Source organism: Bradyrhizobium sp. UFLA01-814 (genome assembly GCF_046718885.1).
GTDB classification, from domain to species: Bacteria; Pseudomonadota; Alphaproteobacteria; order Rhizobiales; family Xanthobacteraceae; genus Bradyrhizobium; species Bradyrhizobium elkanii.
This window is the reverse complement of the sequence record NZ_JAQOSR010000100.1, coordinates 18,858-33,042: the sequence shown is the minus strand read 5'-3', so window position 1 is coordinate 33,042 and position 14,185 is coordinate 18,858. Positions and strand designations below refer to the sequence as shown.

The following is a 14,185-nucleotide window of genomic DNA, read 5'->3' as shown; positions in this document are numbered from 1 at the left end:
GCTATGCTGGGACGACGAGTCCCGTTCACAACAGAAGCCGCGGCGTATGGGTCCCTGCTCCCGTGCGCAATTGCGCACTAGGCAGGGACGACAGCGGAGTTGGTGACCGCTACTTGTCGCTCAAGACGTCGCCGGCTCGCCGTCACAACGACGTGGCAAGGACTAGCAACAAACTCCGCGTCGTCCCTGCGAAAGCAGGGACCCATAACCACCGATGCAGATTGTGGAGCGCCGCTGGAACGACGAATCCCGTTCACGACAAAAGCCGCGGCGTATGGGTCCCTGCTCCCGTGCGCAATTGCGCACTAGGCAGGGACGACAGCGGAGTTGGTGACGGCTACTTGTCGCTCAAGACGTCGTCGGCTTGCCGTCGCAATGACGCGGCAAGGACGTGCAACAAACTCTGTGTCGTCCCTGCGAAAGCAGGGACCCATAACCACCGATGCAGATTGCCTGGCTATGCTGGGACGACGAGTCCCGTTCACAACAGAAGCCGCGGCGTATGGGTCCCTGCTCCCGTGCGCAATTGCGCACTAGGCAGGGACGACAGCGGAGTTGGTGACGGCTACTTGTCGCTCAAGACGTCACCGAACAGCGCCCAGGACTTGCCGTCGAACCGCGCCATCTGGATTTGCCGGATCGGCGTCACATTGTCGGGCTCGGTCTGCACCTTGATGCCGGGCAGCAGCATCGGCAGTTCGAGCGCCTTCAGATTGGTCGCCTGCTTGATGATGTTGTCGCGGCTGTAATCGCCGTTGCAGTTCTTCAGCACCACCGTCATGACCTGCGCCACCGTGTAGCCCTGCACGTTGAAGAGGTCGCCCGGGCTCGCATTCGGCTGGTACTTCTTCATCCAGGCCGCAAACTCCTTCTGCGCGGGATCGTCGATCCAGCGCGGGTCGGTCGGATCCTTCAGATAGAGGCCGGTCACGACGCCGATCACGTTCTCGAGGCCGGCCGGCTCGAGCACCGCGGATACGGAGTTGGAGACGGTCGGCAGGATGGTCAGCGGCTTCCAGCCCATGCTCGCCGCCTTGCGCAGCGCCTGGGCCGCGAATTTCGGCGTCGCCTCGGCGAAGAAGACGTCCGCGCCGGACTCGCGCATCGTCACCATCTGGGAATCGATGGTGGGATCGGTCGTGAGATACGTGGTCTCCGCGACGATCTGGCCGACATGCTCGCCGAGCCCGTCCTTGAAACCCCTGAGATAGTCTTTGCCGGCATCTTCGTTCGGCGTGATGACGGCGATCTTCGCATCCGGCTTGGTCTTCAGGATGTATTTTGCGTAGAGCCGGCCTTCGAGCTCGTAGGTCGGATTGAAACCGACCGTCCACGGGAATTGCTTCGGATCGTTCCAGCGCGTCGCGCCGGAGGACACGAACAGCTGCGGCACGTGCTTGATGTTGAGGTACTTCTGCACCGAGATGTTCGGCGCGGTGCCGACCGCGCTGAAGATCGCAACCACCTCGTCCTGCTCGACGAGCTTGCGGGTCTGCTCGACCGTCTTCGACGGCGAATAGGCGTCGTCGAGACTCTCGAAATCGATCTTGCGGCCGTTGATGCCGCCCTGATCGTTGAGCATCTGGAAATACGCGGCTTCGGCACGCGCGATCGTGCCGTAGGCCGACGCCGGGCCGCTATAGGGCGCGGTGTTTCCTATTCTGATTGCGGTGTCGGCTGCGATGGATGGCGAGATCGACGAGGCCGTGAGCGTGCTGACGGCGAGGAGGCCCGCCAGGCAAGAGCGAGTTGACAAGAGCATATCCTTTTCTTGGTTTTCTTGACGCGGCGCACCTTATCAATCGCGCCTGCGCAGGCAATCGCGAAGAAGACCGCAATGAGATTTCCGCATGCCGGCAATCGCCTTCGCGCACGGAACATCATGCGCTTTCAAGATCCGGATTGTTGCCGTGATGTTCATGATGTGAGCCTTCGATAGACATGAAGGTTCACCAAGCAAGACTCGCATTCCGCGCGGCGGTGCGCGCCGCGCTCATGTCAGCGAGAGCGTGATCCTCAGGCCGCGACCGCAGCCGCGCGCGGGCTGACGACATATTCCTTCAGCACCTTGTCGGTGCCGTCGATTTCGGTCAGCGCGACGTCGTAGGACCACAGATCGGCGAGATGTTGCAGCACGCGTCGGGCGTCGGTCTCGTTGAGCTGCGCGCCCTTCACGGTGGTGTGACGCAGCATCAGGCGACGATCGCCGTCGAGATCGACATCCACGACCTCGATATTGGCGTCGACGAAGCCGACGTCGTATTGCCGCGCCAGCTCGCGGCGGACCCGGCGGTAGCCGCGCTCGTCGTGGATCGCGTCGACCTTGATCCCCTGGCTTTCCGCGGGGTCGTCGTGCAGGTGGAACATGCGGAAGCGCCGGATCAGCGCCGGGCTGAGGAACTGGTTGATGAAGCTCTCGTCGCGGTAGTTGCTCCAGATCTCGCGCAGCACGCCCTCGACGTCGCCCTTGCCGGCGATGTCGGGGAACCACTCGCGGTCCTCGTCCTCCGGATTTTTCACGATTCGCTCGATGTCCTGCATCATGGCGAAGCCGAGCGCGTAGGGATTGAAGCCGGAATAGCGGCGGTCGTCGAATTCGGGCTGGAACACCACATTGGTGTGCGACTGCAGGAATTCGAGGAAATTGCCGTCGGTGATCCGGCCCTGCTGATGCAGCCGGCTCATGATGCGGTAATGGACGTAGGTCGCGGTGCCCTCGTTCATCACCTTGGTCTGGCCCTGCGGGTAGAAATACTGCGCAATGTGGCGAACGATGCGGATGAGTTCGCGCTGCCAGGGTGCAAGGCGCGGCGCGGTCTTCTCGAGGAAATAGAGGATATTCTCCTGCGGCAAGCCGAGCAGCGCGCGGCGGCGCTCGGCCGTGAGCGTAGCCTTGCTCTTGGCCTTGGTGTTCGGCACCGTTCGCCACAAATCGTTGAACACGCTTTCCTCGTGCTGCCGGCGCTCGCCGGCCCGCTTCTCCTCGGCACGCAAATCGAGCGTCTTCTTTCCGGGATAGCGGTCGACGCCATGCGACATCAGCGCATGCGCGGCATCGAGCGTTCGCTCCACCGTCTCGCGGCCATGGCGGTCCTCGCAGACCGAAATGTAGCCCTTGGCGAATTCCAGATAGTCGAGAATGCCGTCGGCATCGGTCCACTGCTTGAACAGATAGTTGTTCTTGAAGAAGTGATTGTGCCCAAACGCCGCGTGCGCGATCACCAGCGTTTGCATCGTCGCCGTGTTCTCCTCCATGAGATAGGAAATGCACGGCGAGGAATTGATCACGATCTCATAGGCGAGGCCCATTAGGCCCTTGCGATAGGACGCTTCCTGGAACGCGAACTGCTTGCCGAACGACCAGTGCTTGTAGAACAGCGGCATGCCGACCGAGGAATAGGCGTCGAGCATCTGCTCGGCGGTGATCACCTCGATCTGGTTGGGATAGACGTCGAGTCCGAGCTCGGTGCGTGCGATTTTCTCGCAGGCGTCGTGGACCCGCTGCAAGGTCTGGAAATCCCAATCGGCGCCCTCGAACAGCCGTTCCCCGGAAGAACCCATCACGCTACACCCTTTCCTGCTTGCTGCGGCGCTTGAACAGGTCCTGGAACACCGGGAAGATCTCGCCGCGCTCGCTCACCTTGCGCATCGACAGCGGCGCGCCCTCGTTGCGCAGACGCTCATAGAGCGTCCAGAGCGAGGAATCCGGCATGTCGAAGGTGTAGTTGGCGGCTTCGCCGACCTCGAGATAGGCGAAGAACTGGCAAACCGGCAGGATCTTTTCGGTCAGGAGATGGCCGGTCAGCGCGCTATCGGAAGTCATGTTGTCGCCGTCCGAGGCCTGGGCGGCGTAGATGTTCCAGTCGGCCGGACGGAAGCGGGTGCGGACGATATCGTGCATCGCGACCAGTGCGCTCGACACCAGCGTGCCGCCCGACGCCGGTCCATGGAAGAACGTGTCCTCGTCGACCTCTTCGGCGCGGTCGGTGTGGCGGATGAACACGATCTCGACGTGCTTGTAGCGCCGCTTCAGGAACACGTAGAGCAGCATGTAGAACCGCTTTGCCAGATCCTTCATGTGCTCGGACATCGAGCCAGAGACGTCCATCAGGCAGAACATCACGGCCTGCGCCACCGGCTTCGGCACCGTCTCGAAGCGGCGATAGCGGATGTCGATCGGATCGATAAACGGGATCCGCTGGACCTTGGCCTTCAGCGCTTCGAGCAGCGTGAGCAGTTCGCGGCGGCGCGTATCGTCCTCGCATTCCGCAAGCTCGGCCTCGAGCGTCTCGATCTCGTCCTTGCGCGGCCGGCGCAGCGCCACACGCCGCGCCAGCGCCCGGCTCACCGTGCGGCTGATCGAGATGTTAGCGGGCGAGCCCGATGTCGCATAACCCGCGCGCCGGAGGCCCTCGCTCTCGGTTTCCGCGAGCTTGCGCTTTTCAAGGTCGGGCAATTCGAGGTCGTCGAGGAAAAGGTCGACGAACTCCTCGCGGCTGAGCACGAAGCGGAAGGCGTCCTCGCTGTCGCCCTCGCCAGCGCCGGAGCCCTTGGCACCGCTCTGGTTCGGGCGCTGCAGCCAGTCACCCTCGACGAACTTCTTGTTGCCGGGCAGCACCATGTCACGCGTGCCGCCCTCGCGCCGGAACCGCGGCTCGTCCATGCCGTCCAGCGGGATCGTCACCTCGCCGCCCTCCAGGACATCCTTGATGTCCCGGTCCTGCGACGACTTCTTGACAGCTCCCTGCACCAGCGCCTTGGCGCGCCGCAGGAAGCGCTGCCGGTTCTCCAGGCTCTTGCTACCCGGATTCAACCGCCGATCGACGATATGCATGACCACGTTGCATCTGCCTCACCGGATGCGATCATGAAAGTCGCATCGCATTTTTCTTCGACGGGACGGGACGGGACGGGGCGAAACGGAAAGCCGGTGCCGGCTTTCCGGATCGCGCATTAGCCGGCCTGCTTCACCCGCATGTACCACTCGACGAGCCGGCGGACCTGGCGCTCGGTATAACCGCGCTCCACCATCCGCTCGACGAACTCGCCGTGCTTCTTCTCGGTCTCGCCGTCCTTCTTGGAACCGAACGAGATCACCGGAAGCAGATCCTCGACCTGCGAGAATATCCGCTTCTCGATCACGTCGCGAACCTTTTCGTAGGAGGTCCAGCTCGGGTTCTTGCCATTGTTGTGCGCCCGCGAACGCAGCGAGAACTTGACGACCTCGTTGCGGAAGTCCTTCGGGTTGGCGATACCGGCCGGCTTCTCGATCTTGGTCAGCTCCTGGTTCAGGAGTTCGCGGTTCATCAGCTGGCCGGTGTCCGGATCCTTGAAGTCCTGATCCTCGATCCAGGCATCGGCGTAGTCGACATAGCGGTCGAACAGGTTCTGGCCGTAGTCGGCGTAGGATTCCAGATAGGCCTTCTGGATCTCGTTGCCGATGAACTCGGCGTAGCGCGGCGCGAGATCGGCCTTGATGAATTCGAGATAGCGCTTCTCGGTCTCGTCAGGCAGCTGCTCGCGGCGGATCGCCTGCTCCAGCACATACATCAGGTGCACCGCATCGGCGCCGACTTCGGTGGTGTCATGGTTGAAGGTCGAGGCGAGCACCTTGAAGGCAAAGCGGGTGGATACGCCGTCCATGCCCTCGTCGACGCCGGCCGCGTCCTTGTACTCCTGGACGCTGCGTGCCTTCGGATCGGATTCCTTGAGGCTCTCGCCGTCATAGACCCGCATCTTGCCGAACAGCGTCGAGTTCTCGTGCTTGCGCAGCCGCGACATCACCGAGAAGCGCGCCATCGTCTCCAGCGTCGCCGGAGCGCAAGGTGCTGCGGCAAGCTCGGAGCCCTGGATCAGCTTCTCGTAGATCTTCTGCTCCTCGGTGACCCGCAGGACGTACGGGACCTTGATGACGCAGATGCGGTCGATGAAGGCCTCGTTGTTCTTGTTGGTCTTGAAGCTCTGCCACTCCGCCTCGTTGGAGTGCGCGAGGATGATGCCGGTGAACGGAATCGCGCCGATGTTCTCGGTGCCGATGTAGTTGCCCTCCTGCGTCGCGGTCAGCAGCGGGTGCAGCATCTTGATCGGTGCCTTGAACATTTCGACGAACTCGAGCACGCCCTGGTTGGCGCGGTTGAGGCCGCCGGAATAGCTGTAGGCGTCGGGATCGTTCTGGGCGTAGGTCTCGAGCTTGCGGATGTCGACCTTGCCGACCAGCGAGGAGATGTCCTGGTTGTTCTCGTCACCGGGCTCGGTCTTGGCAACCGCGATCTGGCGCAGCCTTGAAGGCTGGATGCGCGCGACGCGGAATTGCGAGATGTCGCCACCGAAGGCTTCGAGCCGCTTGTAGGCCCAGGGCGACATCAGCCCGCTCAGCCGGCGGCGCGGAATGCCGTACTTCTCCTCGATCATCGGGCCAAGCGTCTCGGGATCAAACAGCCCAAGCGGGCTCTCGAACACCGGCGAGAGTTCGTCACCCGCCTTCAGCACATAGATCGGATGAATTTCCATCAGCGCCTTGATGCGCTCGGCGAGCGATGACTTGCCGCCGCCGACCGGCCCGAGCAGGTAGAGGATCTGCTTGCGCTCTTCGAGGCCCTGCGCGGCGTGACGGAAGAAGCCGACGAGGCGCTCGATCGTGTCCTCCATGCCGTAGAAGCCGGCGAAGGCCGGATACGACCTGATGGTACGGTTCAAAAAGATACGGCCAAGGCGTGGGTCCTTGGCCGTGTCGATCATCTGGGGCTCACCGATTGCCGCCAATAACCGCTCGGCCGCATTTGCATATCGCATCGGATCACTTCGACACGACTCCAAATACTCGGCCATCGACATGTCGGTCTGGCTTCGCGCTTCAAACGACCTTGCGAAGGCGTTGAACAAAGAATCGTTGTACATGATCCCTCTCTCCACGATATGTATCGCCGCACGACTGACACGAGTCGTAACAAGAGCGTCCTAGGATCGAATCAGCGTCGGCACGCTGGGTCTATTGGACACTCGACCGACTCAGTTCGGCAATGCACGGCGCGTGCAGCCTCTGCCTTATCAACAGGCAGGAAGCTTAATGGTTCATCAATATCCCCTTGTTTTTGGTGGCTGTAACCCCCTCGCCACATCCGTGGTTTACCGGGGCCCAGTCCTCCGAAGCGGACATCCGAGCGGGCAACTTCCCGTCCGGCGATGGACGTTGGGCTTCCCTGAAAAAGTGTGACCGTTCAGCCGTGGCGTCAAGATGCGCGCGTCACAGACTCGCATGAACAAACGTTCAGCCGCCGTTGAACGTGCCTCCGTGTCGCCGCGGCTAAGGCAACGAGCCCGCGCAGTTCCGCGCGGCACCATTGCCGCGCTTTAAAGATGACACCTTGGAGGCGCCAGCTATTCCCGAGCCGGCCATGAAGCAGGCGTTCCTTGTTGTCGCACTCGCAGCCGCCGCCTGTACCGGCGCGCCGTTAACCGCCCAGGCGCAGGAAGGCGTCGACAAGGCCGCGGCGGCCGCCTTCGACAACAGGATGTTCGCTGCCCCGCCCGGCGCGAAAGCCTATGCCTGCTTTGTGCGGCGGTACGATGCAAATCATCTGGCGCAGCATCCAAAGCAGAAGGTCAGCGCGATGAAGCTTCTGGTGGCAGCGGAAGACGCGCCGGAGGACAGGGCCACCAACTATTCATTCCAGCTCGGCGTCAGATACCGCCACCGCTCCGGCAATTTCGACTCCAGCGGCTACTGCAATCACGCCATCGCGACCGAATCCGGACACGAAATACGCTTCGAATGCAGCGTGGATTGCGAGGGCGGAGGCATTACCGTGGCGTTGTCCAGGGACAATAAATCCGCCATTGCGCGCCTTGGCCGCATCGCCTTGGCCGCATCATGGTGTGGAATCGCAACAAGCCTGACGACGATGCGGGCGAAGCGCTGTTCGCCCGCGCCGACGACAAGATCTTTCGCGTCGATCGCGTGGACTTAGGCGAATGCGCCGAACTTGTGACCGACCGCAAGGAACTCGCCGCGCTTCGGCACAAATGATAGGTTTGCCCAAAGGGACAACACTGGATCAACAATAGTTGCGCGAGGGACGCCATGCACCGACGCAGCATCCTGTGGGGCACCGTGTCGGCGATCGGCGCCGTCTTCGCAGCGTCCCGGGCCGGCGCCGCGACCGAAGCACCGCCGCAAAAGCTGAAGGTGGTCTATCACCTCGATGACCTCAACAAGGTCAATTTCGTGATCGGCAACGTCCAGAACCATCTCGACGGCGTCGGCGGCCCCGGCAATGTCACGATTGCGCAGGCGCTGAAGGCGTTTCATTCAGCCGCCGCCAACCCCGACCTGTCAAAACATGTCAGGCAATTCACCAGGGATGGGATCGAGTTCGCCGCCTGCGGCAACACCATGAAATCGCAGAACATCGGCCTCGCCGACTTGCTCCCCGGCTTCGTCGCCGCCGAGCGCGGCGGGGTGGTCCGCCTCGCCGAGCTGCAATCCCAAGGTTACCTCTACCTGCGGCCCTGACGCGCGGTCCTGCGCCGCAACGCGTCATAAAAATGTGCCGAGATCAGGGTCTGCTCGGACGGCGTCCGAGGGGATCGAACTGTTGTGAATGGCGTTATCCCTTGGAAATGCTGATATTCCGCCCGGGGCTCCCGCCATGTTGACAATCCCCCTCCGCCCCCGAAAGCTGCCCGGGAACCCAAAAATCGACCCTCGATCGAACGAGAACAGGCACCCATGAACCCCGTCAAAGCACTCGAAAATCACCGCCAGGCCGTCTGGCTGGACTTCCTCGCCCGCGGCTTCGTCGCCAACGGCGACCTGAAGCGGCTGATCGAGACCGACGGCGTCAAAGGCGTGACGTCCAACCCCTCGATCTTCGAGAAGGCGATCGGCAGCTCCGACGAATATGACGGGGCGATCGGCAAGGCCCTCAAGAACGGCGACCGCTCGGTCGCCGACCTGTTCGAGCACCTTGCGGTCGAGGACATCCAGCACGCCGCCGACGTGCTGCGCCCGGTCTACGACCAGAGCCACGGCGGCGACGGCTTCGTCAGCCTCGAGGTGTCGCCCTATCTCGCGATGGACACCAAGGGCACGATCGCGGAAGCCGAACGGCTCTGGAAAGACGTCCACCGCAAGAACCTGATGGTCAAGGTGCCGGCGACGCCCGAGGGCCTGCCGGCGATCGAGTACCTGATCGGCCAAGGCATCAGCATCAACATCACGCTGCTGTTCTCGCAGAAGGTCTATCGCCAGGTCGCCGAGGCCTATCTCAAGGGCCTGGAGAAATACGTCGGCAAGGGCGGCGATCCCTCCCATGTCGCGAGCGTCGCGAGCTTCTTCGTCAGCCGGATCGATACCGCCATCGACAAGCAACTCGACGAGAAGATCGCGAAGGCCAACGATCCGCACGAAAAGGAGCGGCTCGCGGCCTTGAAGGGCAAGGTCGCGATCGCCAATGCAAAGCTCGCCTATCAGGACTACAAGCGCCTGTTCTCGGGCACGCGCTGGGACAAGCTCACCGCCAAGGGCGCCAAGCCGCAGCGGCTGTTGTGGGCGTCGACCGGCACCAAGAACAAGGACTATAGCGACGTGCTCTATGTCGAGGAGCTGATCGGCCCCGACACCGTCAACACCGTGCCGCCGGCGACGCTCGATGCCTTCCGCGACCACGGCAAGGTCCGCGACAGCCTCGAGGAGAATGTCGAGGACGCCCGCCATGTGCTGGAGGAGCTGGAGAAGTCCGGCATCTCGCTCGATGCGATCACCGAGGAGCTGGTCAAGGACGGCGTCAAGCTGTTCGCCGACGCGGCCGACAAGCTCTACGGCGCGGTCGCCCACAAGCGCGCCACCTCGCTCGGCGGCGGCATCGACCGCCAGAAGCTGGCGCTCGGCGCCAGCATCGAGAAGGCGGTCGAGAAGAGCACCGAGGAATGGCGCGCCTCCGCCAGGATCCGGCGGCTCTGGCACAAGGACAAATCGGTCTGGACCGGCGACGATGAGGACAAATGGCTGGGCTGGCTCACCAGCGCGGCCACCGCGAACGTCGCCGACTACGAGGACTTCGCCCAGCGCGTGAAGGGGCAGAACTTCACCGATGCCGTCGTGCTCGGCATGGGTGGGTCGAGCCTCGGGCCTGAGGTCTTGGCCCAGACCTTCCCGCACCGGTCCGGTTTCCCGCGGCTGCACGTGCTCGACTCCACCGATCCGGCCCAGGTGCGCGCGATGGAGGAGTACGTCGACATCGCAAGGACGCTGTTCATCGTCTCCTCCAAATCCGGCGGCACCACCGAGCCGAACGTGATGAAGGACTATTTCTTCGATCGGGTGGCGAAGGCGATCGGCAAGGACAAGGCCGGCCACCGCTTCATCGCGGTGACCGATCCCGGCTCATCACTGCAGAAGGTCGCGATCAAGCAGGGCTTTGCCCGCATCTTCTACGGCGATCCGGCGATCGGCGGCCGCTATTCCGTGCTGTCGCCGTTCGGTCTGGTGCCGGCGGCCGCCGCCGGCATCGACCTCCGCAGCCTGCTCGGCCATACGCTCGCCATGGTGCGCTCCTGCGGTGCCGACGTGCCGCCGCAGGAGAACCCGGGCGTGCAGCTCGGGCTCGCAATGGGCATCGCCGGGCTCGAAGGCCGCGACAAGGTGACGATCTTCGCCTCGCCGGACGTTGCCGATTTCGGCGCCTGGGCCGAGCAGCTGATCGCGGAATCGACCGGCAAGGACGGCAAGGGCCTGATCCCGATCGAGGGCGAGACGATTGGCGAGGCGGCGGTCTACGGCAACGACCGCTTCTTCATCGATCTGCGCACCGATAGCGAGAACGATGCCGCGCATGAGGCCAAACTCGCGGCGCTCGAGGCCGCCGGCCATCCCGTGGTTCGGATCGTGATGAAGTCGATCGACCATATCGGCCAGGAGTTCTTCCGCTTCGAGATCGCGACCGCGGTGGCCGGCTCGATCCTCGGCATCAACCCGTTCAACCAGCCCGACGTCGAAGCTGCCAAGATCAAGACCCGCGAGCTGACGGCCGCGTTCGAGAAGACCGGGTCGCTGCCGGCCGAACAGCCGGTGGTATCGGCGGACGGGGTCGATCTCTACACCGACGCGCAGAACGCCGAGGAGCTGCGCAAGGCCGGTGCGAACGGCGATCTCAACTCCTGGATCAAGGCGCACCTCTCGCGGTCCGGCCGCGGCGACTATGTCGCCCTGCTCGCCTATATCGAGCGCGACGGCGACACCATCGACGCCATGCAGGCAATGCGGCTCAAGCTGCGCGACGCAAAGCACCTTGCGACCTGCGCCGAGTTCGGTCCGCGCTTCCTGCATTCGACCGGGCAGGCCTACAAGGGCGGGCCCGACAGCGGCGTGTTCCTGCAGGTCACGACCGACGATACGGAGGACCTGCCGGTGCCCGGCCAGAAGGCGAGCTTCGGCGTGATCAAGGCGGCGCAGGCGCGCGGCGATTTCGACGTGCTGACCGAGCGCGGCCGGCGGGCGCTGCGCGTGCATCTCAAGGGCGATCTCACATCCGGGCTCGCGGCGCTCGATGCCGCGATCTCGGCTGCACTGAACTGACGGAGGCGAGGGATGCAACTCGGCATGATCGGCCTCGGGCGGATGGGCGGCAACATCGTCCGTCGCCTGATGACCCAGGGCCACACCACCGTGGTCTACGACAAGGATCCGAAGGCGGTCGCGGCGCTCGTCGCCGACAATGCCACCGGATCCTCGTCGCTGGAGGATTTCGTCCTCAAGCTGGAGGCGCCGCGCACCGCCTGGGTGATGCTGCCGGCCGGCAAGATCACCGAAGCCACCATCGAGGCGCTGTCGAAGCTGATGCAGCCCGGCGACGTCATCATCGACGGCGGCAACACCTTCTGGCAGGACGACGTCCGCCGCGGCAAGGCGCTCAGGGAGCGCGGGCTGCATTACGTCGATGTCGGCACCAGCGGCGGCATCTGGGGCATCGAGCGCGGCTACTGCATGATGATCGGCGGCGACAAGAAGGTGGTCGACCGGCTCGACCCGATCTTCAAGACGCTGGCGCCCGGCATCGGCGACATTCCGCGCACCTCCGGCCGCGAGGGCCGCGATCCGCGCATCGAGCAAGGCTACATCCACGCCGGTCCAATCGGAGCCGGGCATTTCGTCAAGATGATCCATAACGGCATCGAATACGGCCTGATGCAGGCCTATGCCGAAGGCTTCGACATCCTGAAGAACGCCAATATCGAGGCGCTGCCGCCGGAGCATCGCTTCGACCTCGACATCGCCGACATCGCCGAAGTCTGGCGGCGCGGCAGCGTGATCCCGTCCTGGCTGCTCGACCTCACCGCATCGGCGCTGGCGCAGAACCACACGCTCGACAATTATTCCGGCTTTGTCGAGGATTCCGGCGAAGGCCGCTGGACCGTCAATGCCGCGGTCGACGAGGCCGTGCCGGCCGAGGTGCTGACGGCCGCACTCTACACGCGCTTCCGCTCGCGCAAGGATCACACCTTCGCGGAGAAGATCCTCTCGGCGATGCGCGCAGGTTTCGGCGGCCACAAGGAGCCGCCGAAAAAAACTTAAAAAGCGTTTTCAAGCGAAGTGGGCACCGGTTCGCGTGAAGAAAACGCGTCAAAACAAGAATCGAGAGCTCCGTTCCGATACAATCGGAACGGAGCTCTCGAGATAACCGCGGAAGGTCACGTGCAGAAGAAACCCGATCCTTGCTCCTTCATCATCTTCGGCGCCACCGGTGATCTGACGCACCGGCTGGTCATCCCGGCGCTCTACAATCTCGCCGCCGGCAATCTGCTGCCGGACAAATTCTGCGTCGTCGGCATCGCCCGCAAGGGCATGTCGAGCGACCAGATGAAGGACAGCCTGATGCAAGGGCTGCGCAAATTCGCGACCCGGCCGCTCGATGAGGCGGTCGTCACGCGGCTGTTCGAATGCGTCACCTCGATCGAGGCCGATCCGAGCGATCCGCCCTCCTTCGATGCCATGAACGAACGGCTCGACAAGCTCGAGACGGCGCGCGGCACCGGAGGCAACCGGCTGTTCTATCTCGCGACCCCGCCGAGAGCGTTCCTGCCGATCAGCCAGCAGCTCGGGCGCACCGGCATGCTGGAGGAGAACGGCGCCTGGCGTCGGCTGATCGTGGAGAAGCCGTTCGGCACCGATCTGGCATCGGCCAAGGCGCTGAATTCAGCGCTGCTGAAGCTGATGGACGAGCACCAGATCTACCGGATCGATCACTATCTCGGCAAGGAAACCGTCCAGAACATCCTGGTGCTGCGCTTCGCCAACGGCATGTTCGAACCGATCTGGAACCGCAACCACATCGACCATATCCAGATCACCGTGGACGAGAAGCTCGGCGTCGGTCATCGCGGCAGCTTCTACGACGCCACCGGCGCGCTGCGCGACATGGTGCCGAACCATCTGTTCCAGCTGCTGTCGCTGGTGACGATGGAGCCGCCGGCGCGCTTCGACGCCCATGCGGTGCGCTCCGAAAAAGCCGAGGTGCTGAGCGCGATCCAGACCCAGAGCGAACAGGAAGCGCTGCACAATTCGGTGCGCGGCCAGTATCGCGCCGGCCGGATCGGCGACACCGAGATCGAGGACTTTCTCAAGACGCCCGACGTCAGGCCCAACAGCTCGACCGAGACCTACGCCGCGCTGAAGCTGACCATCGACAATTGGCGCTGGGCCGGCGTGCCGTTCTACCTGCGCACCGGCAAGGCGCTCACCACCAAGCGCACCGAGATCGCGATCAAGTTCAAGCAGGCGCCGTTCGCGATGTTCCGCGACACCGCGGTCGACCGCCTCTCGCAGAATTACCTCGTCATCTCCACCGAGCCGACCGAGGGCATCGAGCTGCAGTTCAACACCAAGGTACCCGGCCCGACCATCAACATCGACGGCGTCGAGATGAAGTTCCGCTACAAGGACTACTTCAAGGCCGAGCCGTCGACCGGCTACGAGACGCTGATCTATGACTGCATGATCGGCGACAACATCCTGTTTCAGCGTGCCGACAGCGTCGAGGCCGGGTGGCAGGCGGTGCAGCCTTTCCTCGACGCCTGGAAGAGCGCCGGCAGCCGCGGCCTGCAGCCCTACAAGGCCGGCACCGAAGGCCCGGAGGCCGCCAACGCGCTGCTGACGCGCGACGGCCGCAGCTGGCGGAAGCTGGGCTGA

At 63.5% G+C, this 14,185-nt stretch carries 9 protein-coding genes; 5 read left to right on the top strand and 4 right to left on the bottom strand.

Annotated features, from left to right (window positions below; all coding sequences use genetic code 11):
- Positions 1–565: 565 nt before the first annotated feature.
- The 4 genes from PMN64_RS26900 to PMN64_RS26885 all read right to left on the bottom strand — a co-directional run bounded on the left by PMN64_RS26900 (position 566) and on the right by PMN64_RS26885 (position 6,897).
- Positions 566–1,762: an ABC transporter substrate-binding protein gene (locus tag PMN64_RS26900; RefSeq protein WP_411782815.1), complete on the bottom strand. Its 1,197-nt coding sequence runs from the start codon at positions 1,760–1,762 to the stop codon at positions 566–568.
- A gap of 254 nt (positions 1,763–2,016) precedes the next feature.
- Positions 2,017–3,561 (bottom strand): SpoVR family protein, encoded by a 1,545-nt coding sequence (locus PMN64_RS26895; protein WP_411782814.1) that lies wholly within the window; start codon positions 3,559–3,561, stop codon positions 2,017–2,019.
- 4 nt (positions 3,562–3,565) lie between these two features.
- A complete protein-coding gene (locus tag PMN64_RS26890; protein ID WP_411782816.1) occupies positions 3,566–4,834 on the bottom strand; it encodes a YeaH/YhbH family protein in 1,269 nt (422 codons plus the stop codon).
- Positions 4,835–4,953: 119 nt separating this feature from the next.
- Positions 4,954–6,897 (bottom strand): PrkA family serine protein kinase, encoded by a 1,944-nt coding sequence (locus tag PMN64_RS26885; protein ID WP_028342433.1) that lies wholly within the window; start codon positions 6,895–6,897, stop codon positions 4,954–4,956.
- A gap of 497 nt (positions 6,898–7,394) precedes the next feature.
- On the opposite strand from PMN64_RS26885, the gene PMN64_RS26880 reads away from it, so the two are divergent.
- The 5 genes from PMN64_RS26880 to zwf all read left to right on the top strand — a co-directional run bounded on the left by PMN64_RS26880 (position 7,395) and on the right by zwf (position 14,185).
- On the top strand, positions 7,395–7,967 hold the full coding sequence (locus PMN64_RS26880) for a hypothetical protein (protein WP_411782813.1): 573 nt from the start codon (positions 7,395–7,397) through the stop codon (positions 7,965–7,967).
- 113 nt (positions 7,968–8,080) lie between these two features.
- Positions 8,081–8,512 carry a hypothetical protein gene (locus tag PMN64_RS26875; protein WP_411782812.1) on the top strand — a complete coding sequence of 144 codons (432 nt, stop codon included), beginning with the start codon at positions 8,081–8,083 and terminating at the stop codon, positions 8,510–8,512.
- A 216-nt stretch (positions 8,513–8,728) separates the two neighbouring features.
- Positions 8,729–11,575, top strand: a complete 2,847-nt coding sequence (locus tag PMN64_RS26870; RefSeq protein WP_411782811.1) for a bifunctional transaldolase/phosoglucose isomerase — start codon at positions 8,729–8,731, stop codon at positions 11,573–11,575.
- Positions 11,576–11,587: 12 nt separating this feature from the next.
- Entirely contained in the window at positions 11,588–12,571 is a 984-nt protein-coding gene (gene gnd, locus PMN64_RS26865; RefSeq protein WP_411782810.1) for a phosphogluconate dehydrogenase (NAD(+)-dependent, decarboxylating), read from the top strand.
- Positions 12,572–12,691: 120 nt separating this feature from the next.
- Entirely contained in the window at positions 12,692–14,185 is a 1,494-nt protein-coding gene (gene zwf, locus PMN64_RS26860) for a glucose-6-phosphate dehydrogenase (RefSeq protein ID WP_411782809.1), read from the top strand.